The sequence below is a fragment of the Streptomyces sp. NBC_01142 genome, from assembly GCF_026341125.1.
Lineage (GTDB): Bacteria > Actinomycetota > Actinomycetes > Streptomycetales > Streptomycetaceae > Streptomyces.
Genome location: NZ_JAPEOR010000002.1, coordinates 1,191,127 through 1,211,905, shown reverse-complemented (window position 1 = coordinate 1,211,905; position 20,779 = coordinate 1,191,127). Strand labels below are relative to the sequence as shown.

Below are 20,779 nucleotides of genomic sequence, written 5' to 3'. Positions count from 1 at the left end.
GGACATGCCTAGAATCTGTTGGTGAACGCCACCCTCCCCACCGCGGAAGCCCTGCGCGGCGCCCTTGCCGGGCTTCTCGACGGGCTGCCGCCCACGCAGGCGGCGCTGGCCGTCGAGCGGCTGATCGCCAACTACCGGGGGACCACCCCGACCGACGCCCCCGTGCTCCGCGACCGCTCCGACGTCGTCGCGTACGCCGCGTACCGGATGCCCGCGACCTTCGAGGCCGTACGGTCCGCGCTCGCCGCGCTGCGGGCGGCGGCTCCCGACTGGTCCCCGGCCACGCACACCGACATCGGCGGCGGGACCGGTGCGGCGAGCTGGGCGGTCGCCGAGGCGTGGGAGGAGGATGCTCCGCGCACCACCGTCCTGGACTGGGCCGAGCCCGCCCTCGCGCTGGGGCGTGAACTGGCCGTCGGATCCCAGGTGCCCGCGCTGGGCGCCGTCGAGTGGCAGCGCGCACGGATCAGCTCGGCGCTCCACCTCGAGAACACTGATCTCGTCACGGTCTCGTACGTCCTCAAGGAGCTCACGGCCAAGGACCGGACCGCCGTGGTCACCGAGGCCGCCCGCGCGGCCCGGGCCGTCGTGATCGTGGAGCCCGGCACCCCGGACGGCTACGAGCGGATCATCGAGGCCCGCGACCGGCTGATCGAGGCCGGTATGCGCATCGCCGCGCCCTGCCCGCACAGCGCCGCCTGCCCCATCGAGCCGGGTACCGACTGGTGCCACTTCGCCGCCCGGGTCTCCCGTTCCTCGCTGCACCGTCAGGTGAAGGGCGGCTCACTGCCGTACGAGGACGAGAAGTTCAGCTATGTCGCGGCGGTCCGCTTCCCGGCGGAGCCGGTGGGCGCCCGGGTCACCCGCAAGCCGCAGATCCGCAAGGGCCTGGTCCTGCTCGACCTGTGCACCGACGCCGAGGAGCTGCGCCGCGAGACGGTCGCCAAGCGCCATGGCGCGCTGTACCGGGCGGCGCGCGATGTGGCATGGGGCGACGAGTGGCCCCGGGACGAGCGGCCGCGGGGGGCCTCCGACGGTTGACCGGCCCGTTTTTCTCCGCCGCTCCGCCGCTCCGGGGCGGGGAAGGCGCCGTGCCCGCTCCGGGGCGGAGAAGGTGACGAGTGGCCGCGTGTTCCGGTACGCGGAGCGGCGCGCGCGGCCCAGGGGCGGGTATGGGGGTGACCCGTACCCCCACACCGCCGATCGTCGTGGAGCGGCGGAAAGTCAGGTCCGTAGCTCCTGAGTGCAGCACTTCACACTGCCGCCTCCCTTGAGCAGTTCGCCGAGGTCCATGCCGATCGGCTCGAACCCCCGCTCCCGCAGCGGCGCGAGGAGCCCCGCGGCGGACTGCGGCAGCAGCACGTGGCGGCCGTCGCTCACGGCGTTGAGGCCGAGCGCCGCCGCGTCCGGCTCCTCGGCGATCAGCGCGTCGGGGAAGAGCCGGGCCAGCACGGAGCGGCTGCCCGCGGAGAACGCGCCGGGGTAGTACATGATCTCGTCGGCCGCGCTGTCCAGGACGCTCAGCGCGGTGTCCAGGTGGTAGTAGCGGGGGTCCACCAGGTCGAGACCGATGACCGGCCGGCCGAAGAACTCCTGTGCCTCGGCGTGCGAGAGCGGACTGGAGCGGAAGCCCCGCCCGGCCAGGATGTACGAGGCGGTGACGGCGAGGTCTCCCTCGCCCTCGTTGATGTGCACGGGCTCGTGGATCTCGGTGGAGCCGCGGGCACGGAACCAGTCGAGATGGGCTTCGGCCTCGGCTGCCCGCTCCGGATGGGCGAACCGGGCGCCGAGCACCCGGCCGTCGATGACGGTGGCGCCGTTCGCCGCGAAGACCATGTCGGGCAGTCCTGGCCGCGGGTCGAGCAGATCGACGGTGTGGCCGAGCGAGCGGTAGCGGTCGCGCAGGTCTTCCCACTGGGCGAGCGCGAGCGGCAGATCCACCGGTTTCGAGGGGTCCATCCAGGGATTGATGGAGTACGTGACCTTGAAGTGTGCCGGTGGGCACATCAGATAGCGCCGGGGTGTGGCGTCTCGGGGCAATGAGGGCTCCTCACGGAAGGGTGGGGCAATTGCAGCCCATGGTCAGCCCATGGTCCGTCCTGCGGGGCGATCCCGCTGTGGACCGATCGGGTGGTTCATCACACTGTTACGAGACGATACGTCTCGGCTCTGTGGTTGGTAGATTGATGCCATGACCGAGTCCAAGGCGCCCGACTCCAGCCGCCGCAGCGAACGCTCCCGCCGCGCGATCTACGACGCCGCCCTCGCCCTCGTCGGCGAGGTCGGCTACTCCAGGACGACCATCGAGGGCATCGCCGCCCGCGCCGGCGTCGGCAAGCAGACGATCTACCGCTGGTGGCCCTCCAAGGCCGCCGTCCTGCTGGAGGCCTTCCTCGACCTCGCCGAGCAGGCCGCCGAAGGCGAGACGGAGATCCCCGACACCGGCGACCTCGAGGCCGACCTCAAGTTCGTGCTGCGCGCCACGGTCGACGAGATGAACAGCCCCGTCTACGACGGCCCGGCCCGCGCACTCACCGCCGAGGGCGTGGTCAACGCCGAGCTCGGCGCCCAGTTCGTGGAGAAGCTCCTCGAACCGCAGCTCCAGCTGTATGTGAAGCGGCTGCGCTCCGCCCAGGACACCGGGGACGTACGCAAGGACATCGACCTGCGCATCGCCCTGGAGCTGTTCACGGGACCGCTTGCGCACCGCTGGCTGCTGCGTACGCTCCCGCTCACCCATGACTACGCCGAGGCGATCGCCGACTACGCCCTGAACGGCCTCGCCCCGAGGCGCTGAGCGCTCCCCGCAGGCTCCCGGCCAGCTCCCGGACGCGGATCCAGACGGATCCCGGGAGGATCGGCGGAGGTTCCACGGAATGTCCTCGGGAGGTCCCCGGAACGTCTCGGGAAGGTACTGACCAGTACCCCGGTTGGGGACTGTGGCCACCCGAGGAGCAGGATGGTGGGACCATGGCAGAGTCCGCCAAGGGCAAGCGTGAGGTGTGAGGGGATAGATGGGCGACGGTATCGGCCGCTACCGCGGCACGGAGAGCAGGCAGTCCCGGGAGAGCAGGCTGCCCCAGTGGCTGCGCCGGCGCCCCAAGAACACCGACGCCGAGGACTCGCAGCGCGAGGCCCTGCTCCTGGCCGCCGCCGCCGCCGGACTGCCACTCGCGCCCGCCGCGTACCCCGTCGGCTACCGATGTTCCTGTGAGCGCGTCGGCTGTCCCACCCCTGCCAGGCACCCGGTCTCCTTCGCCTGGCAGACCCAGTCCACGACGGACCCCGCCCAGATCGAGCGCTGGGCCGCGGGCCGGCCGCAGGCCAACTTCATCACCGCGACCGGCATGGTCCACGACGTCCTCGACGTCCCCCTCGAAGCCGGGCGCAGCGCACTGGCACGGCTGCTGGAGCTGGGCATCGAGGTCGGCCCGGTGGCCGAGTCCGGCGAGGACCGGATGCTCTTCTTCACCGCCACCCGCGGCACCCCCGAGGATGAGGACGAGTGGTGGCCCTGTGAGCTGGACTGCCACCCCGAGACGATGGACGAGCACCCCGGTCTGCGCTGGCACTGCCGCGGCAGCTATGTGCTCGTACCGCCCGCCCGGCTCCCCGGTGAGCTGGACGTGAGCTGGGTACGCGGCCTCGAGTATCCACTGCCGGACCCGCTGACGCTGCTGGAGACCCTGACCGACGCGTGCGCGCGGTACGCGGGGGAGAACGGGGCGCTGGAGCAGTTCGCCTGGCCCCTGCGCGGCTGAGAATCAGCCCGTCCGGCTGCTGAGGACACGCCCGAAGGGCACACCGGGCCCGGACCCAGGTCGGGTCCGGAGCCCCGGTCAGGTCCGGAGCCTCGGTCAGGTCCGGAGCCTCGGTCGGCGTGCGGAGCCCTGTCGGCGCAGGAGCCCAGGCCGGGGTCCGGCGGCTCCGCCCCGGCTACGAACCTTCCGCCGCCGTCAGACCCGTCAGCCGGCCCAGCACATCGACCTGCCCGCTCCCCGACGCGGCACCCGCGGGCACCGGCACCGACACCGCCTGGCTGGAGACCCGCTCCTTGGTGATCGTGGACTTCACCTCACCCGTCAGCAGCGCCTTCACATCCGGGTGGACCTTCAGCCGCAGACCCTTCGCGGCCGTCTGCCGTTCGAAGTTGCGTACGGAGAAGAAGACCAGCGCCCCGCCGTCCTCGGTCGCCAGCCCGAGCGGCGCGAAGTCGTCGGTGTCCAGCGGCTGGTCGAGGTACTGGGTGGACATCCCCAGAAGACTCGCGCCCTTCTTGCGGTCCGCGCGCCAGCCCGAGGTGTGCGGACCGTCCTTGAAGTGCTCCGGCTTCCCGTTCTGCATGTACGAGGCGTACTCCTCGCTCAGATTGCGGGGAGCGACCGCCAGCGCGGCGCTGTCCGGGGCGACCGGTTCGGCCCAGCCGTCCTGGTCGGTCTTGAAGGCCGGGATCTTGTTCGGCGTCAGGATCGTCAGGTAGGCGGCCTTCCACCCCTCGTGGGCGCCGTTGCGTAGGAAGACCAGCACCCAGCGGTTGTCCAGACTGCCCTTGTCCTGGTCGCGGTTGGAGTCGGTGTCCGCGACGAACCAGCGCGGCCAGCCCGCCTTCTTGGGGATGGTGTACTTCGCGTCCGACAGCTCCAGCGGCACGTGCCCCGGGTTGCCGCCCGGGAAGTTGACCTGCCGCGCCTTGAGCCCGGCCTGGTTGATCGCGCCCAGCGCACCGGTGACATGATCCGCGTCCAGGGCCGGATCGTAGGCCTTGTCGGCCTTGTTGTACGCCTCGGTGAAGTCCTCGAGGGCCTGTGCGGCCTCAGACTTCGTCGCCGAGGGGACGACTTCCAGTTCCCCGTGCACCGTCACGCATGCGCTCGCCGTCAGCGACAGCACTGTCATCGCCGCGAGCCCCGCCGCCGCCCGACCCAGCCTTCTCATCGGTTGCCTTCTGCTCCTCGACCCCCACTGACCGTCCGAACCCTACCGGGGCAAGGAACAGGGCGAGCGTCGGGATCAGATACAGCGCCCACACCGTGACCTGGAGGACGGTCGGGTCGGGCTGGAAGTTGAACACGCCCTTCAGCAGCGTGCCGTACCAGCTGTCCGGCGGGATCGTCGCGCTGATGTCGAACGCCTTGTCCGCCAGACCGCCCAGGAACCGGGCCTCCTGCAGGTCGTGGACGCCGTACGCCAGCACACCGGCCGCCACGATCACCAGCATGCCGCCGGTCCAGGTGAAGAACTTGGCCAGGTTGATCTTCAGGGCACCCCGGTAGAACAGCCAACCCAGCACGATCGCGGTCGCGATACCCAGGAGCACACCGATCAGCGGGGTCTGGGTGCTGTTGCTCGCGTCGGTCGCGGCGCGGACCGAGGCCCAGACGAACAGCGCCGTCTCCAGGCCCTCGCGCCCCACCGCAAGGAAGGCGGTGGCGACCAGCGCGCCCGTGCCCATCTGCAGCGCGGCGTCCAGCTTGGAGCCCAGCTCGGCCTTCAGATGCCGCGCCGTGCGCCGCATCCAGAAGACCATCCAGGTCACCAGGCACACCGCGAGGATCGACAGCGAGCCGCCGAGCAGCTCCTGCGCCTCGAACGTCAGCTCCTGCGAGCCGTATTCGAGCGCGAAGCCGAAGCCGAACGAGAGGGCGACCGCGGCCCCGATGCCGATCCAGATGGGCCGCAGCGCATCGCGCCGCTCCGTCTTCACCAGATAGGCGACGAGGATGCAGACGACCAGACTGGCCTCGAGGCCCTCGCGCAGGCCTATCAGATAGTTGCCGAACAACGTCGGTTCCCTTCGGATCAGCTCAGCAGTGCCCGGCCCCACCAGTCGTCCTTGTCCCGGACGCCCGGCGGGACGGCGAACAGCGCCGAACCCACGTGCTGGATGTACTCGTTGAGGACGTCGCTCGCCGCGAGCGAACGCTGCACCGGGACGAACCCCTTGCCGATGTCGCGCTGGTACGCGAGGAAGAACAGCCCCGCGTCGAGACGGCCGAGGCCGTCCGTACCGTCGGTGAAGGAGTAGCCGCGGCGCAGCATCTTCGCGCCGCCGTTGGTGTCCGGGTGCGCGAGCCGCACATGCGCGGTCGGCAGCATCGCCGGCAGGAAAGGCTCGTCGCGCTCCTTGGCCTTGCCGACCGCGGCGCCCTCGCCCTTGTCCCGGCCGAAGATGTCCTCCTGCTCCTTGAGCGAGGTCCGGTCCCAGGTCTCGATGTTCATCCGGATACGGCGGGCGACGAGATACGAGCCGCCGGACAGCCACGCCGGGCCGTCCTTCCCGGCCACCCAGACATGCTTGTCGAGCGCTGCCGTGTCCGTCCCCGAGACGTTCCGGGTGCCGTCCTTGAAGCCCATCATGTTGCGCGGGGTCTGGGCGTCGGGCGTCGTCGACGACGTCTTGCCGAAGCCCAGCTGCGACCAGCGGACCGCGACCTTGCCGAAGCCGATACGGGCGAGATTGCGGATCGCGTGCACCGCGACCTGGGGGTCGTCCGCGCATGCCTGGACACACAGATCGCCACCGCTGCGTGCCGGATCGAGGTTGTCGCCGGGGAACTTCGGCAGGTCTACCAGAGCCGCCGGGCGCCTGCCCTCAAGGCCGAAACGGCCCTTGGCGAACAGGGAAGGGCCGAAGCCGATGGTGAGCGTGAGCCGGGACGGCTTGAGGCCGAGCGCCTCGCCCGTGTCGTCCGGCGGGGCCTCGGCGAGACCGCCGAAGGCACCCTCGCCGACCGCGTGGCCTGCCGTCATCCGCTCCGCCGCCCGGGTCCAGTCCTTGAGCAGCTGGACCAGTTCGGCGCGGTCCGTGGTCTTCACATCGAAGGACGCGAAGTGCAGCCGGTCCTGGACGGCGGTGGCGATACCTGCCTGGTGCGCACCGTGGAAGGGGACGGCCGCGCCGCTCGCGGCGGCGGGTACGGTCTCCTCCCCACGCGTCACGGCGACTGCCGCGCCGCCGGCCGCGGCGGCCCCGAGCGCGAGCCCGGCACCGCCCCAGCCGAGCAGTGAACGGCGGGACGGAGCGGTGCCGTTGTCGCTGCTACTGATACTGCTACTGCCGCCGTCGCTGCCGCTGTCGCTGCCGCTGTCGATGGTCTGCTCGGACATCTGACATCCCCCTACTTCACCACGGCGGCGGCGAGCTTGGAGAGCGGCTCGGCGAGCGCGTTGACCGCGTCCGACAGCTCCTTGCGCTCCGCCTTGCCGACCTTGTCGTACGACGTGAACTCGTACGAGCTGGTGTCCTTGCGGTACTTGTCGAGCAGTGTGTTCAGCGCCGCGAACTGCTTGTCCAGTTCGGCGACCAGCTTCGGGTCGTTCTTCGAAGCGACCGGCTTGAGCAGCTCGAACGACTTCTGCGCCCCTTCGACGTTCGCCTTGAAGTCGACCAGGTCGGTGTGGCTGTAGCGCTCTTCCTCACCCGTGACCTTGCCGGTGGCGACCTCGTCGAGCAGTTCCTTGGCGCCGTTGGCCATGGAGGTCGGGCTGATCTCGGCCGTACCGACCTTCTTCTGCCAGACGGTCAGGTCCTTGATCAGAATGTCGGCGAAGTGACCCTCTTCCTCACCGGCCTTCTTGTCCTGCCACAGCGCCTTCTCCAGGCGGTGCCAGCCGGTCCACTTCTGGCCCTTCTCCAGGCCGTCCTCGCGCAGGTCGACCTTCGGGTCGATGTCGCCGAAGGACTCGGCGACCGGCTCGGTACGCTCCCAGCCGATACGGGAGTCGGCATACGCCTCCTTGGCCGCCTCCAGGTGACCGTCCTTGACCGCGTCCGCGAAGACCTTGGCCTTCGGGAGCGTCTCGTCGGCCTGCTCCTGCACGTACTTGCGGTACGCGGCGACCGCGGCGTCCATTTCCGGGCTGCGCTTGGCGATCTTGCCGTCGCCGGTCGCGGTGACCTTCTGACGGATGCCGTCGCCCTTCATGCCGGGCTTGCAGGCGATCTCGTACGAACCGGCCTTCACCTCGGCCGTGAGCCGGCGCTTCATGCCCGGACCTATGTTCTCCAGCTCGGAGACGATGCGGTCGTCCGGGAACAGGATGTAGACCTCGGTGACCTTGGAGCCCTTGTTCTCGATGTCCAGCTGGATGTGCCCGGCCGGGAACTCCTTCTTCGAGACCTCGCAGGAGTCGTCCTTCGCGGTGACCTGGACGCCGGCGTCGTCGCCCTTGGCCTCGCTCTTCTCGGTGCATCCCGTGACGGCGGTCAGAGCCGCCACGGTTGCGGCGGCGGTGACGACGGAGAGACGTACGGGGCGCATGCGGGCTCCACGATCGATGGGGAGATGGGTGGTGAGGAAAGGGGTGGTGAGGGGACGAGCGCAGGAAGTGAGGCCGAGCTAACTTAACCGAGGCTTACCTTATGGATTCGCCGGTCGCCGTCAAGTGCGGGTCAATATGTCCGTTTCGGGATCACCAGGGGAGCGCCCGTCCGCGGGTGCGCAAGCACTTCCACCGGCTGCCGGTAGACCCGGCTCAGCAGCTCGTCGTCGAAGACCTCGGCGGGTGGGCCCTCGGCTGCGATCCGTCCGCCGTGCAGGACGGCCACCCGGTCCGCGTAGGCCGCGGCGAGGCCGAGGTCGTGCAGCACCACGACGACGGCGTCCCCGGCGGCAGCGCGCTGCCGGCAGATGCGGAGTACCAGTTCCTGGTGGCGCAGATCGAGCGCGGCGGTCGGCTCGTCGAGCAGGAGCAGCGGGGCGCGCTGGGCGAGTACGCGGGCGAGCGCGACGCGGGCCCGCTCGCCGCCGGAGAGTGCGGAGAAGGGGCGCGCGGCGAACTCGCCCACCTCGGTGGCGGCCATGGCCTCGGCGACGGCGGAGTCGTCCTCTTCCTCGAGGCCGGTCCCGGCCCAGGGGGCGCGTCCCATCCGGACGACCTCCCCGACCGGGAAGGGGAACGACAGGTCGGCGGACTGCGGCAACACGGCTCGGCGCAGGGCGAGTTCGGGCGCGGACCACTCGGTGACCGGGCGCCCGGCGATCCGTACGACTCCCTGCGCGGCCGGCACGTCGGCGGCGACAGCGGCGAGCAGGGTCGACTTCCCGGCGCCGTTGGGTCCGACGAGCGCGAGCACCTCACCGGCGCGGGCGGCCAGATCGATCCCGCCGAGCACCTCGCGCTGCCCGAGCCGCACATGCAGTCCGCGCACCTCGACGAGGTCGGTGCCGGGGGCGACGGGGGCGGGCAGTTCTCGTCCCCGTACGGAGAACAGATGCGTGAGCGACCTCATCGTCTTCATGCCCAGCCACCTTGCTTGCGACGGGTCCTGCGCAGCAGCCAGAAGAAGAACGGGCTGCCGAAGAGGGCGGTGAGTACGCCGAGGGGGAGCTCGGCGGGCTCGGCAACGGTCCGCGCGGCGAGGTCGCCGGCGATGAGGACGAGCGCGCCGCAGAGCGCGCTGCCCGGGACGAGGAAGCGGTGGCCGGGGCCGTTCGCCATCCGCAGCAGATGGGGGACGAGCAGGCCCACGAAGGCGATGATCCCGGCCACGGCGACCGCGGCGGCGGTGAGCAGGGCGACGACCAGGACGAGGACGATACGTAGCCGCTCGACGTCCACGCCGAGGTGCCGGGCGGGCCGTTCACCGAGGGCGAGGAGGTCCAGCTTCCGGGCGTAGAGGGGTGCGAGGCCCAGCCCCACGGCGGCGCACGGCAGTACGGCGAGGACCTTGGGCCAGGTGGCCTGGGACAGGGAACCCAGCTGCCAGAAGGTGATCTGGGTGACCTGCGCGTTGTCCGCGAAGAACAGGAAGAGCCCGATCAGGGCGCCGGCGAAGGCGTTGACCGCGATGCCGGTGAGGATGAGAGTGACGACCTCCGTCCGTCCGCCCGAGCGGGACATCGCGTACACGAGCAGGACGGTGGCGAGCCCGGCGACGAACGCGCAGACGGTGACGGTCCAGTTGCCGAAGAAGCTCCACCCGAGCGCGATCGCGCCGACGGCGCCGACGGCCGCGCCGGCCGAGATCCCGATGACGCCGGGCTCGGCGAGCGGATTCCCGAACACTCCCTGCATGAGCGCGCCCGCGCACCCGAGGGAGGCCCCGACGAGCAGCGCGAGCACGATGCGCGGCAGCCGCACGTTCCACAGCACGCTCTCCCCGACCCGGTCGAGGGCGGCCCCGCCGAGCCCGATGCGGTGCTGCACGGAGGAGATGACGTCACCGAGAGGGATGTCGTACGCCCCGAACCCGGCGGAGACGAGACAGAGCACCAGCAGGGCGCCGAGGAGGGAGACGGTGAGGACGTACGCAGCTCCGCGACGCGGCGGCGAAGCCGGACCGGGGGAAGGGGACTTGGCGCCCACGCCCGTCCCGGGGACACTCGCGTCCGTCCCGGGGACGCCCCCGCCCCCGCCCGGGACACTCGCGTCCGTCCCGCCCCCGCCCCCGCCCGGGCCCGGCACGGCGGGCCCGGCCCCCGGTACCGCGGGAGGCGGTGTCGTGCGTCCGGGCGGGTGGGTCTCCTCCATGGAGGTTGCCATCACTGCTTACCGTTCGCGTAGAGCTGGTCGACCAGTGACTTCAGCACCTGGTCGGTGCGTGGGCCGTAGTTCAGGAGCACCCCGTCGTCGACCGTGACGACCCTGCGGTCCATGCCCGCCGGGGTCTGGGCGACGCCCGGGATCTCCACCAGGCCGTCCATGCCGCCCACCGAATCGAGCCCTTTGCTCATCACCAGAATCGCGTCCGGTGCCGCCTTCGCCAGCGCCTCGCTCGTGATCGCTGTGAAGTCCTTCTTCAGGCCGGACTCCTTGCCTGCGTCGACCGCGCCCGCCGCCTCCAGCAGCGACGACGCCCCCGATTCGCTGCCGCCGATCAGATAGACCGATGCCGAGCCGCGCAGATACAGGAACGCGACCCGTGGCTTCTTTCCGTCCGCCGGCTCCGGAATGCTCTTCTGGACCGCGGCGATACGGGACTCGGTGCGCCTCTTCAGCTCGTCGCCTGCCGTCTTGACGCCCAGCGCCGCCGCGATCGTGTCGATCCGGGGCCCCACATCCGTCAGGCCCCTGGCCGTCTCGACCACCACGAGCGGGATGCCCGCGTCGCGTATCTGGTCGATGGCCTCCGCCGGGCCCGTCGAGGTGTCGGCGAGGACGAGCGTCGGCTTCAGCGACAGCACGCTCTCCGCCGAGACGTCGTGCGCGCGTGTCACCACCGGCAGATCCGCGGCCTGTTCGAAGGTCGCCGTGATGTCGCGGGCCACGACCCGCTTCCCCAGGCCGAGCGTGAACACGATCTCGTTCAGCGCCCCCGTCAGCGGCACGATCCGGTCGGCCGAGGTGACCGTGACCTTCGTCCCGTCGGCCGATGTCACGGTGACCGGCACCTGTGGCTCGGGTACGGCGCCCAGTGGCTCCACCCTGTCGGGGGCTGCGGCTGCGGCCGGCTTGCCCTTGCCGGCCGGGGTGTCCGCACCGCCGCAGCCCGTGGCTGTCAGGGCGAGGGCGAGTACGGATATGAGTGCACCCGCCAGGCGAGGTGTGCGCACCGAGGCACCGTCCTGTCGATCGTTGTCTTCCTCGTCCGGGTCCGCCGTCCTCTGCAAGGAGCAGGAGGCGGCGTGCAGTTGAGGTTCCCGGGACCGGAGGGCTTCCGGCCCGGAGTTGCTATAGCTTAGGTTAGCCTTACCTCGCTTGCCAGACCTCGGAGGGGGATTCCATGCTGCCGTCCCGGCCGGCGCGCTCCTGCGCCGTCGCGCTTCTCGTGGCACTGCTCGGAGCTCTGCTCCCGGCCGGCGCCGCCCAGGCGGCGAGTCGTACCGTGCAGGGCGGCAGGCTCGACTGGGGCATCAAGTCCTCCTTCCAGAGCTATGTCACCGGGCCCATCGCGAACGGCAGTTGGAGCCTGAACGGCGGCGCCGCCACTGTCGGCGGCAGTCAGTTCCGTTTCCACTCCGCCAAGGGCTCGTACGACCCGGACAGCGGAGCGTTCCAGTCCGGTTTCTCCGGTGGAGTCCGTTTCGTGGGCCACAGGAAGGCCGACGGCACGAACGAGCTGGACCTCACCATCAGCCGCCCCACCGTCAAGATCTCGGGCAGCAGCGGAACGCTCTACGCGGACGTGTCCAGCAAGGCGAAGGCGACCGGCAAGGTCACGTCGTCCTCGCAGGTCCCGCTCGCCGCGCTCCAGCTGTCCGGCATCAACATGAAGGGCGGGACGAGCCCCATCAGGCTCAGCACCGTCCCCGCGACGCTGACTTCGCAGGGCGCACAGGCCTTCGCCGGGTACTACGCGGCCGGTACGCCGCTCGACCCGGTCAGCCTCGGCGTCGATATCGCCGGCGGCGCGGACAAGGCGTCCACCGGGCCGTCCACCGAACCGTCCGAGGGCGGCAAGAAGGGCGGCAAGAAGGGCGACAAGAAGGACGAGAGGAAGCCGCAGACCGTCGGCGCGTTCCAGGACGCGGCTGTCGACTGGGGCGTACGCCGCACCTTCCGCGAGTACGTCACCGGCTCCATCTCCCAGGGCAAATGGACGCTGTCCGGCGGTGCCCAGGACGGCGGCGCGCTCTTCCGCTTCCCCCAGGGCACTGGCTCGTACGACGGGAAGAAGCAGACCCTGGACGCAGACTTCGCCGGTTCCGTCCGCTTCACCGGCGCGCATCTCGATCTGACCCTCACCAAGGTCGCCACCCGGGTGAAGGCAGGCAAGGGCGCATTGATCGCCGATGTCGTCAGTGACGGCAGGACGGTCGAAGCCGTCCCGCTGATCACCTTCGAGGCCAAGGACTTCGCGCCCAGGAACGGTCTCGCCGTGCTCACCGAGGCCCCGGCGACCCTCACCGAAGGCGGCGCCAAGGCCTTCGGCGGGATGTACAGGGCGGGCACGGCCATGGACCCGGTCTCGCTCGCCGTGGCCGTCGACAAGAAGGCGCAGCTCCCGGCCCTGCCGGACCTGGGCAGCGACGCCACACCCCCGGCGCAGCCGGAGCAGAAGGCCGGCACCACGTCCGCCCCCGCTCCCGGCGCCTCCAGCTCGTCCTCCCGTACGGGGACGTACATCTCCGCAGGCGCGGGTGTACTCGCCGCCGCGGCCATCGCCCTGTACGCCGTCCGTCGTCGTCGTACGACTCAGAACTGAGGAGAAAGCCGAACATGGCAGCCACCCGCCGCCCCATCACACTCGCCGCCGCTGTCGCCACGGCGGCAGCGCTCGGCGTCACCGCGTTCGCCCTTCCGGCGCTCGCGGACGGCAACACCCCCGCGGCGCCCAGCGCTCCGCAACTGGAGCTGAAGGACGGCACCCTGGACTGGGGCATCAAGGAGTCCTTCCGCAAGTACGTGACAGGGATGGCGCTCGGCACGATCGAGGTCGCCGACGGTGCGCGGCAGGCGGCGGGGAACGGACCGTTCACCTTCACGGACGGCAAGGGCACGTACGACACGGGTACGTCCGCCACCAACACGGCCTTCAAGGGCAGCGTCCTGTTCTCCTCCAAGGCCCACGGCTTCGACATCAAGGTCGCCGATGTGAAGGTGGTGACCGAGGGCAAGGGCGGCAGCATCCAGGCCGATGTCACGCTCAACGGCAAGACCCAGGAAGACATCGCGCTCGCCAGGCTCGACCTGACGAATGTGCGCCCGGGGCAGGGCGAGGGCGGCGCGATGGTCTTCAAGGACATCCCCTCGACGCTGACCGCGGACGGGGCGAAGGCCTTCAACGGCATGTATCAGGAGGGCGCCGCGCTCGACCCGGCGACGCTCTCGGTGAAGGCCGTGACCGGCGGCGAGCCGAGTCCCCAGCCGACTCCGACTGCGACGGCCACCCCGCCCGCGAGCCCCACCCCGCCCGCGAGTCCCACGCCGACCGCTCCCACCCACCAGCCCTCCCCGACGACGACGCCGACCGCGGCCCCGACCGCCACGGCCACCGACAGGCCGGGATCCGAGGAGGGCGCGATCGTCGACGGCAATCTCGACTGGGGTGTGCGGAAGGGCTTCCGCGAGTACGTCACCGGCCCGATAGCCAAAGGCAAGGTCGAACTGACCGGCAGCGCGGTGGACTCCGGCGACGGCTATCGCTTCACCGGGGCCACCGGCTCCTTCGACGCGGCCGCGAAGTCCCTGGTCGCCTCGTTCGAGGGCGGTGTCCGCTTCCTCGGCCACCAGGAGAAGGGCGAGTACGTCCTCGACCTCTCCCTGACCGGCCTCGAGATCGAGGTGAACGGCACCAAGGGCACGCTCGTCGCCGATGTCAGCACCAAGGACCGGAAGACCAAGAAGGTCTCCACGTACAAGAACCTGGGCATCGCCTCCCTGACGCCCCCGGCGGGCGGCCCCCGCGCCCAGGACGGGGTGGTCAAGCTGACCGGCGTCCCGGCGAAGCTCACCGCGGACGGTGTGAAGGCGTTCGGCGGCATGTACAAGAAGGGCGAGCAACTGGACGCGCTCACCGTCGCGGTCTCCTTCGACAAGGATGCCGAACTGCCGGGCGGCACGGGCGGTTCCACGGGCGGCAGCAACGGCGGCTCCGCGGACGGTGGCACCACGGGCGGCACGGCAGGCGGCACCGTCGGTGGCTCGGTCGGCGGCGGTTCGCTGGCCACCACCGGCTCCGAGGTCCCGACGGCCGGGCTCCTGGCCGCGTCGGCGGGCATCGCGGCGGCCGGTGCGGCCGTGGTCTTCGCGGTCCGCCGCCGCCAGGGCGCCGAGTCCTGACCGGTTTCCCCCATGCGGCAGGGGCCGCACCGCGACCTGAATCCGCGGTGCGGCCCTGTCGTTGTGCGCCGTAGCGTGACGCCTGATGCCTGATGCCTGATGCCTGACGCCTGACGCCTGAGGATCTGGACTTCCTGCGCATGCAGAGGGCCCACGGCGGCAGTCCGCACGGGGACGAGGCGGCGCGACGGGGCAGGCCGGCACCCGGGGGCGCCGCCGCCCGGGGCGCGCTGGTGCTTGAATGCCGGAGTGACTGAACAACTCGACGTGCGCGGCGTGCGCGATGTGCTTGACGTGCTGAGCGTCTTCTGCGGCGGCGACGGGCGCCACGGCAATGCCCTCGGTGTCGTACGCGACGCCCGCGCCTACCCCGACCAGGCGTCCCGGCAGGCCCTCGCGGCCGAGCTCGGCTTCAGCGAGACCGTGTTCGTCGACGACCCCGAGCGCGGCGTCGTCGACATCTACACGCCCGGTCTGCGCCTGCCCTTCGCCGGGCACCCGCTCGTCGGGGCCGCGTGGCTGCTCGATGTCGAGGCAGTGAACCCGCCCGCGGGCGAGGTGTGGGCCCGGCACGACGGGGAGTTCACCTGGATCACCGCGCGTGCCGAATGGGCGCCGCCGCGGCGGCTCGAGCAGTACGCCTCGGCGGCCGAGATCGACGCGCTGCCGGCCCCGCCGCCGGGCGAGGGCTGGCTCTACGCCTGGGCCTGGCAGGACGAGGCCGCGGGCCGCGTACGGGCCCGGGCCTTCCCGCGCCGCGACGACGGCATTGTCGAGGACGAGGCGACCGGCGCGGCGGCCCTGCTGCTGACCGACCGTCTCGGCAGGGCCCTGAACATCACTCAGGGCCGGGGATCGCAGATCCTGACGGCCCCCGGCCCCGACGGCACGATCGAGATCGGCGGCCGGGTGCGCTTCGCCGCTCCCGCCTTCGTATCCGCTGCGGCTATGCGCTGAGCGGGAACTCGGCCCCGAGCTCCCGGAACACCGCGCCGTTGAAGTCGAACGCGCGCTTGCACTCGTCGATGATCCGCTGCTTCTCCAGATCGTCCGCGTGCACCGCGTCCAGCAGCTCGCGGTATCCCCGCTTGAACGCCGCGGGGTTGGCGATCCGCTCGAAGACGTAGAACCGCACCCCGTCGCCCTTGCGCGTGAAGCCCCAGGTCTTCTCCGCCTTGTCGCGGATGATCTGGCCGCCGGAGAGGTCCCCGAGGTAGCGGGTGTAGTGGTGCGCGACATACCCCGCGGGCCAGCTGCGGGCGCACTCGGCGACCCGGGCGGCGTACGCGGCCGTGGCGGGCAGCGGCTCGAGCCCCTCGCGCCAGTCCGCGCCGCGCAGATGCGTGAGATCCCGCTCCAGCTCTGCCGTACGCATCAGCTCGGGCTGGATGAACGGCCCGGCGACCGGATCGTCCTTCAGGGCCTCGGCCGCCTCCTCCAGCGCGCGGTACACGAACCACAGCTGCTCGGTGTACCGCGCGTACGCGTCCACGCCCAGCCGGCCGCCGAGGAGGTCGCTCATGAAGGTCGAGGTCTCGGCCTCGGTGTGCTGCTCGTGCGAGGCGACACGGATGAGCGTGGAGAAGGGAGTGCCGGTGCTGGCATCCAAGGCGGGCCTCCAGGGACCGATGAGGGCGGGAAGGAAGCGGTGCGGGCGCAGTGGCTGTTGCCAGCACCGATCTTCCTGCTTAGGCTTACCTAAGTCAATGTGTTCCCGACGACCTGTCGGTAAAAACCCTACGCCTCGGAGCGGTCAGGGCAACGTGAGGATTTCGGCCCCGCTCTCCGTCACCACCAGCGTGTGCTCGAACTGCGCCGTCCGCTTGCGGTCCTTGGTCACCACGGTCCAGCCGTCGTCCCACATGTCGTACTCGTGCGTGCCGAGCGTGAGCATCGGCTCGATCGTGAACGTCATGCCCGGCTGGATCACGGTGGTCGCGTGCGCCGCGTCGTAGTGCGGAATGATCAGCCCGGAGTGGAAGGACGAGTTGATCCCGTGCCCGGTGAAGTCACGGACGACGCCGTAGCCGAAGCGCTTGGCGTACGACTCGATGACCCGGCCGATGACATTGACCTGGCGGCCCGGCTTGACCGCCTTGATGGCGCGGTTGAGGGACTCGCGGGTCCGCTCCACCAGCAGCCGTGACTCCTCGTCGACGTCGCCGCAGAGGTACGTGGCGTTGTTGTCCCCGTGCACACCGTTGATGTACGCGGTGACGTCCAGGTTCACGATGTCGCCGTCACGCAGGACGGTGGAGTCCGGGATGCCGTGACAGATGACTTCGTTGACGGAGGAGCACAGGGACTTGGGGAAGCCGCGGTAGCCGAGCGTGGAGGGATAGGCGCCGTGGTCGCACATGAACTCGTGCGCGACCCGGTCCAGTTCGTCCGTGGTCACGCCGGGCGAGATGTGCTTGGCGGCCTCCTCCATCGCCTGCGCGGCGATGCGCCCCGCGATGCGCATCCGCTCGACGGTGTCGGAGTCCTGGACTTCCGGCCCGGTGTACGGCGTGGGCGCGGGCTTCCCGACGTACTCGGGGCGCCGGATGTTTCCGGGGACGGAGCGGGTGGGAGAGAGCTCCCCTGGTACGAGCAGCGACTGGCCAGACATGCCAGCGAGTCTAACCAGCGGGCGTGGGGCAGCATGGCCCCAGAGGAAGGAGCCGACGATGGCCCTGTTCAAGAAGCGCACGGCCGGAAAACCGGGCGAGTGGTACTACTGCCTGAAGCACGGGAAGGTCGAGGAGGGCCCGGAGTGCCCGGCGAAGGACCGCTTCGGCCCGTACGCGTCCCGTGCGGAGGCGGAGCACGCGATGGAGACGGCGCGCGAGCGGAACGAGGAGTGGGAGACGGACCCGAAGTGGCACGACAAGTCGGCGTCCGGGGACGACGGCCCGGCGTAACGGCCCGAGGAGCCTGAGGAGCCTGCTGGGGCTCCGCCCCCGGACCCCGCACATGCAGCCCGTCCGGGGGTCGGGAGCTCGCCGCCGGGCACGGGAAGCCGGGCACGGGAAGGGGAGGGGTGGGGGAAAGAAGGGGCAGGGTGGGGAAAGAGGAAAGGCCCCCTCACGCCACCGCCCCCTCCTTCTGCGCTCGCCTCCGCGCCGCATCCTCGTCCGTTGCCGCGTCGTACGTCAGCAGCTTCGGGAGCACCGCCGCCAGCAGCCCCACCGACACCACGCACGCCACCCCGCCGCTCCAGATCGCCGGGCGAGTGCCCGTCCAGCCCGCCAGGGCGCCCGCGCGGACCTGGCCCAGCTGCGGGCCCACGCTGTACGAGAGCACCTCAATGCCCGCCAGCCGGCCGCGCAGCTCCTCCGGGATCGTCTGGTTCCAGATCGTCGAGCGGCCCAGGCCGCTGAGCATGTCGCCCGCGCCTGCGAACGCCAGGCACAGCAGCACCAGCCACACATTGCCGAACCACCCCGCCGCAGCGATCGCCGCGCCCCAGCCCGCAGCGCCGAAGACCACCAACAGTCCGTGCCGCCGCACCCGTGACGTCCAGCCGCTGGTCAGGGTCAGCACCACCGAGCCGACCGACCCCGCCGCGTACATCAGGCCCAGCGCCCACTCCGCGTCCAGATCGTCCGCGAGGAACGGGAAGATCGTGTTCGGGAACGCGAGGAACATCGCGGCCAGGTCGATCGCATACGTGCCGAGCAGCACCGGACGCGACCAGGCGTAGCGCGCCCCCTCCGCGATGCTCCGCAGCGACGGCTTCTCCGCGTCGTGCGCCGGCGGGGCCGCGGCCAGCCGCAGGCACAGCAGCACGGAGGCGACAAAGGTGATGATCGTGATCCCGTACGCCGTCGCATGGCCCGCGTACGCAACGACCAGACCGGCCAGCGCCGGGCCCGCGATCGCCCCCAGCTGCCAGCGCAGGGCGTTGAGCGCCGCGGCCGCGGTCAGCTGGTCGTGCGGCACGATGCGTGCCATCAGTGAGTCCAGCGCCGGGCGTTGCAGCCCGGCGAGCGCGGAGACACCGGCCGCGACCACATACAGCGGCCAGAGCATCGGCTCCGGAAGCAGCGCGTTCACCAGCAGGATCACGGCCAGCAGGCCCAGGCCCGCCTCCGTGCCGAGGATCAGCTTGCGGCGGTCGACGGCGTCGGCGAGCGCCCCGCCGTACAGCCCGAAGACGACCAGCGGGACCAGCTCCACCGCGCCCATCGCACCGACCGCGAGCGGGGAGCCGGTGAGGTCCTTGATCTGGAGCGGCAGCGCGATCATCGCCATGGCGCTGCCGAAGTAGGTGACCAGGCCCTGGATCCACAGAAGCCGGAAGTCGCGGGACGACCGCCACGGAGACAGGTCGGGCAGTATCGAGGAGAAAGCGGAGGGCCTGGACGGCGCGGACGGCGCCGAGGGCTCGGGCGCCGTGGACGGCTCGGAAGGCGTGGAGGTCACAAGCGGCCATGGTCCGTGGCCGCGGTGGGCCTGAGCAATCGGTTTTCCAGGTGCTACCAGCGGGGTGGCGGCGGCGACGTCAGCTGCTCGGCGAGGCGCGAGAGCCGGTCCCGTAAGCGGCGGCGGCCGCGCTGCGCGGGCAGGCTGTTCTCCCCGGCCGCCGCGCTGACCAGGTGCTGCACCGTATCGATGTCGACCTCCGCCGCACCGGCCACGGTCAGCGCCTCGTGCGCCAGGCCGTGCACCTCCGGGTCCCCGCCGTCCAGCGAGAGCACCGTCGCCCCGGCCCGCCGCGCGTCGTGCACCCGCTCCAGCAGCCCCGCGTCCGGCCGCTCCGGCGCGACCACCAGCAGCGTCTCGCCGCGCCGCGCCGCCGCGATCCTGCCCAGACCGACGGCCAGCTGCACCGGGTCCCCGGGCCGTACCCGGTGCCGTACGAGCGTCGGCGTCAGCTCCGGCTGACCGGACCAGGCGGCCTCGTCCACGAGATGCGCGGCCAGATGCCACGGCTCGTACTCCTCGGTCCCCACCAGCAGCAGCCCGCCGCCCTGCGGTAGGACGGAGGATCGCAGCACCCCCGCGAACCGCCGGGTCGACGTCGGCCACTGCGTACCGGCCAGGACTTCGCGCAGCAGCGCGACGCGTACGGCATCCATGGCCCCGCATCCTGCACCACGGCCGCGCCCGCCGCGTGCGGTTCCCGGCAGCTCACCCGATAGTGAGCTGATACCAGCACGTAAGGTCGGCTGCATGACTTCTACTGACAGTGCAGGCACCGCGCCGAAGGCCCCGGCCAAGGACCCCTGGGACCTCCCCGACGTCTCCGGCCTGGTCGTCGGCGTCCTGGGCGGGACCGGCCCGCAGGGCAAGGGGCTCGCCTACCGCCTGGCCAGGGCCGGACAGCAGGTGATCATCGGGTCCCGGTCCGCGGAGCGCGCGGAGACCGCGGCCGCGGAGCTGGGGTTCGGCGTCGAGGGCGCCGACAACGCCGACTGCGCGCGACGCAGCGACGTGGTGATCGTGGCGGTTCCGTGGGACGGGCACGCCAAGACCCTCGAGACGCTGCAGAAGGAGCTCGCGGGCAAGCTCGTCGTCGACTGCGTCAACCCGCTCGGCTTCGACAAGAAGGGCGCGTACGCGCTCAAGCCGGAGGAGGGCAGTGCCGCCGAGCAGGCCGCCGCCCTGCTGCCCGACTCGCGGGTGACCGCGGCCTTCCACCACCTGTCCGCCGTGCTGCTGGAGGACAGGTCGATCGAGGAGATCGACACCGATGTGATGGTGCTGGGTGAGGCGCGCGCGGACACCGACATCGTGCAGGCGCTGGCGGGCCGTATCCCGGGCATGCGCGGAGTGTTCGCGGGCCGGCTGCGCAACGCCCACCAGGTGGAGTCGCTGGTCGCCAATCTGATCTCGGTGAACCGTCGCCACAAGGCGCACGCGGGGCTGCGCGTCACCGACGTGTAGGTGACGCCGGGGCATGGGGGACACTGGACGGGACGTACAACACCCCGACAGGAGCCGTACCCCATGCCCCGCCTCGCTCTCTACTCCCTCGCCGTCTGCCTCCTCGCCGTGGCCGCGGTCGTGGTGTCCTTCGTGCAGGGCCACTGGTTCGGGATCGTCTGGGTGCTGCTCGCCGGGCTCTCCTCGAACATGGCGTGGTACTACCTGCGCAGGGCGAAGGCGGAGCGCCGGGCCGGCTGACGGC

21 protein-coding genes are annotated in these 20,779 nt (G+C 71.2%); 9 read left to right on the top strand and 12 right to left on the bottom strand.

Going from position 1 to position 20,779, the window contains the following annotated elements:
* The first annotated feature begins 21 nt into the window (after positions 1 to 21).
* Positions 22 to 1,041, top strand: coding sequence for a small ribosomal subunit Rsm22 family protein (locus OG883_RS22885; protein ID WP_266543911.1), 1,020 nt, complete (start codon positions 22 to 24; stop codon positions 1,039 to 1,041).
* A 183-nt stretch (positions 1,042 to 1,224) separates the two neighbouring features.
* Here OG883_RS22885 and ddaH read toward each other — a convergent pair whose 3' ends face one another.
* A complete protein-coding gene (gene ddaH / locus OG883_RS22880; protein ID WP_266543909.1) occupies positions 1,225 to 2,040 on the bottom strand; it encodes a dimethylargininase in 816 nt (271 codons plus the stop codon).
* Between the two features lie 151 nt (positions 2,041 to 2,191).
* Here ddaH and OG883_RS22875 point away from each other — a divergent pair, with 151 nt between their 5' ends.
* On the top strand, positions 2,192 to 2,797 hold the full coding sequence (locus OG883_RS22875) for a TetR/AcrR family transcriptional regulator (protein ID WP_266543906.1): 606 nt from the start codon (positions 2,192 to 2,194) through the stop codon (positions 2,795 to 2,797).
* A gap of 217 nt (positions 2,798 to 3,014) precedes the next feature.
* Entirely contained in the window at positions 3,015 to 3,761 is a 747-nt protein-coding gene (locus OG883_RS22870) for a bifunctional DNA primase/polymerase (protein ID WP_266543904.1), read from the top strand.
* A 175-nt stretch (positions 3,762 to 3,936) separates the two neighbouring features.
* On the opposite strand, the gene OG883_RS22865 is transcribed toward OG883_RS22870, so the two are convergent.
* From OG883_RS22865 to OG883_RS22835, 7 genes are all read right to left on the bottom strand, one after another.
* Positions 3,937 to 4,896, bottom strand: coding sequence for a hypothetical protein (locus tag OG883_RS22865; protein ID WP_266549349.1), 960 nt, complete (start codon positions 4,894 to 4,896; stop codon positions 3,937 to 3,939).
* The gene (efeU, locus tag OG883_RS22860; RefSeq protein ID WP_266543901.1) at positions 4,814 to 5,782 is read right to left on the bottom strand and encodes an iron uptake transporter permease EfeU; all 969 of its coding nucleotides are present in this window, start codon (positions 5,780 to 5,782) and stop codon (positions 4,814 to 4,816) included. Before efeU ends, OG883_RS22865 begins: the two co-directional genes overlap by 83 nt.
* Positions 5,783 to 5,799: 17 nt before the next feature.
* Positions 5,800 to 7,107 (bottom strand): iron uptake transporter deferrochelatase/peroxidase subunit, encoded by a 1,308-nt coding sequence (efeB, locus tag OG883_RS22855; RefSeq protein WP_266543898.1) that lies wholly within the window; start codon positions 7,105 to 7,107, stop codon positions 5,800 to 5,802.
* An 11-nt stretch (positions 7,108 to 7,118) separates the two neighbouring features.
* Positions 7,119 to 8,261: an iron uptake system protein EfeO gene (gene efeO / locus OG883_RS22850; protein ID WP_266543895.1), complete on the bottom strand. Its 1,143-nt coding sequence runs from the start codon at positions 8,259 to 8,261 to the stop codon at positions 7,119 to 7,121.
* Positions 8,262 to 8,392: 131 nt separating this feature from the next.
* Positions 8,393 to 9,232, bottom strand: a complete 840-nt coding sequence (locus OG883_RS22845; protein ID WP_266549346.1) for a heme ABC transporter ATP-binding protein — start codon at positions 9,230 to 9,232, stop codon at positions 8,393 to 8,395.
* Between the two features lie 5 nt (positions 9,233 to 9,237).
* Positions 9,238 to 10,485, bottom strand: coding sequence for an iron ABC transporter permease (locus OG883_RS22840; protein WP_266543893.1), 1,248 nt, complete (start codon positions 10,483 to 10,485; stop codon positions 9,238 to 9,240).
* A complete protein-coding gene (locus OG883_RS22835; protein WP_266543891.1) occupies positions 10,485 to 11,495 on the bottom strand; it encodes a hemin ABC transporter substrate-binding protein in 1,011 nt (336 codons plus the stop codon). Before OG883_RS22835 ends, OG883_RS22840 begins: the two co-directional genes overlap by 1 nt.
* A 170-nt stretch (positions 11,496 to 11,665) precedes the next feature.
* Between OG883_RS22835 and OG883_RS22830 the strand changes: the two genes are divergently transcribed.
* The 3 genes from OG883_RS22830 to OG883_RS22820 all read left to right on the top strand — a co-directional run bounded on the left by OG883_RS22830 (position 11,666) and on the right by OG883_RS22820 (position 15,621).
* Entirely contained in the window at positions 11,666 to 13,087 is a 1,422-nt protein-coding gene (locus tag OG883_RS22830) for an HtaA domain-containing protein (RefSeq protein ID WP_266543888.1), read from the top strand.
* Between the two features lie 14 nt (positions 13,088 to 13,101).
* A complete protein-coding gene (locus tag OG883_RS22825) occupies positions 13,102 to 14,664 on the top strand; it encodes an HtaA domain-containing protein (RefSeq protein WP_266543885.1) in 1,563 nt (520 codons plus the stop codon).
* Between the two features lie 249 nt (positions 14,665 to 14,913).
* Positions 14,914 to 15,621, top strand: a complete 708-nt coding sequence (locus OG883_RS22820; protein WP_266543883.1) for a PhzF family phenazine biosynthesis protein — start codon at positions 14,914 to 14,916, stop codon at positions 15,619 to 15,621.
* Here the strand turns inward: OG883_RS22820 and OG883_RS22815 are convergent.
* Positions 15,611 to 16,273: a heme oxygenase (biliverdin-producing) gene (locus tag OG883_RS22815; RefSeq protein ID WP_266543881.1), complete on the bottom strand. Its 663-nt coding sequence runs from the start codon at positions 16,271 to 16,273 to the stop codon at positions 15,611 to 15,613. The two genes, OG883_RS22820 and OG883_RS22815, sit on opposite strands and share 11 nt — an antisense overlap.
* A gap of 144 nt (positions 16,274 to 16,417) precedes the next feature.
* A complete protein-coding gene (gene map / locus OG883_RS22810; protein WP_266543878.1) occupies positions 16,418 to 17,275 on the bottom strand; it encodes a type I methionyl aminopeptidase in 858 nt (285 codons plus the stop codon).
* A gap of 58 nt (positions 17,276 to 17,333) precedes the next feature.
* Here map and OG883_RS22805 point away from each other — a divergent pair, with 58 nt between their 5' ends.
* Positions 17,334 to 17,567, top strand: a complete 234-nt coding sequence (locus OG883_RS22805; protein WP_266543875.1) for a hypothetical protein — start codon at positions 17,334 to 17,336, stop codon at positions 17,565 to 17,567.
* Positions 17,568 to 17,730: 163 nt separating this feature from the next.
* Here OG883_RS22805 and OG883_RS22800 read toward each other — a convergent pair whose 3' ends face one another.
* Positions 17,731 to 18,987, bottom strand: a complete 1,257-nt coding sequence (locus OG883_RS22800; RefSeq protein ID WP_266549343.1) for an MFS transporter — start codon at positions 18,985 to 18,987, stop codon at positions 17,731 to 17,733.
* Positions 18,988 to 19,124: 137 nt separating this feature from the next.
* Positions 19,125 to 19,727 carry a hypothetical protein gene (locus OG883_RS22795; protein WP_266543872.1) on the bottom strand — a complete coding sequence of 201 codons (603 nt, stop codon included), beginning with the start codon at positions 19,725 to 19,727 and terminating at the stop codon, positions 19,125 to 19,127.
* A 94-nt stretch (positions 19,728 to 19,821) separates the two neighbouring features.
* On the opposite strand from OG883_RS22795, the gene npdG reads away from it, so the two are divergent.
* Entirely contained in the window at positions 19,822 to 20,535 is a 714-nt protein-coding gene (gene npdG, locus OG883_RS22790; protein WP_266543869.1) for an NADPH-dependent F420 reductase, read from the top strand.
* A 63-nt stretch (positions 20,536 to 20,598) separates the two neighbouring features.
* Positions 20,599 to 20,775, top strand: coding sequence for a hypothetical protein (locus OG883_RS22785; RefSeq protein WP_266543866.1), 177 nt, complete (start codon positions 20,599 to 20,601; stop codon positions 20,773 to 20,775).
* Positions 20,776 to 20,779: the final 4 nt, after the last annotated feature.

Excerpts from the sequence above, each read along its gene's own strand:
- OG883_RS22875 (WP_266543906.1), top strand. The coding sequence starts at position 2,192 with ATGACCGAGTCCAAGGCGCCCGACTCCAGCCGCCGCAGCGAACGCTCC.
- OG883_RS22870 (WP_266543904.1), top strand. The coding sequence starts at position 3,015 with ATGGGCGACGGTATCGGCCGCTACCGCGGCACGGAGAGCAGGCAGTCC.
- OG883_RS22865 (WP_266549349.1), bottom strand. The coding sequence starts at position 4,896 with ATGACAGTGCTGTCGCTGACGGCGAGCGCATGCGTGACGGTGCACGGG.
- efeB (WP_266543898.1), bottom strand. The coding sequence starts at position 7,107 with ATGTCCGAGCAGACCATCGACAGCGGCAGCGACAGCGGCAGCGACGGC.
- efeO (WP_266543895.1), bottom strand. The coding sequence starts at position 8,261 with ATGCGCCCCGTACGTCTCTCCGTCGTCACCGCCGCCGCAACCGTGGCG.
- OG883_RS22845 (WP_266549346.1), bottom strand. The coding sequence starts at position 9,232 with ATGAGGTCGCTCACGCATCTGTTCTCCGTACGGGGACGAGAACTGCCC.
- OG883_RS22840 (WP_266543893.1), bottom strand. The coding sequence starts at position 10,485 with ATGGCAACCTCCATGGAGGAGACCCACCCGCCCGGACGCACGACACCG.
- OG883_RS22830 (WP_266543888.1), top strand. The coding sequence starts at position 11,666 with ATGCTGCCGTCCCGGCCGGCGCGCTCCTGCGCCGTCGCGCTTCTCGTG.
- OG883_RS22825 (WP_266543885.1), top strand. The coding sequence starts at position 13,102 with ATGGCAGCCACCCGCCGCCCCATCACACTCGCCGCCGCTGTCGCCACG.
- map (WP_266543878.1), bottom strand. The coding sequence starts at position 17,275 with ATGTCTGGCCAGTCGCTGCTCGTACCAGGGGAGCTCTCTCCCACCCGC.
- OG883_RS22805 (WP_266543875.1), top strand. The coding sequence starts at position 17,334 with ATGGCCCTGTTCAAGAAGCGCACGGCCGGAAAACCGGGCGAGTGGTAC.
- OG883_RS22795 (WP_266543872.1), bottom strand. The coding sequence starts at position 19,727 with ATGGATGCCGTACGCGTCGCGCTGCTGCGCGAAGTCCTGGCCGGTACG.
- npdG (WP_266543869.1), top strand. The coding sequence starts at position 19,822 with ATGACTTCTACTGACAGTGCAGGCACCGCGCCGAAGGCCCCGGCCAAG.
- OG883_RS22785 (WP_266543866.1), top strand. The coding sequence starts at position 20,599 with ATGCCCCGCCTCGCTCTCTACTCCCTCGCCGTCTGCCTCCTCGCCGTG.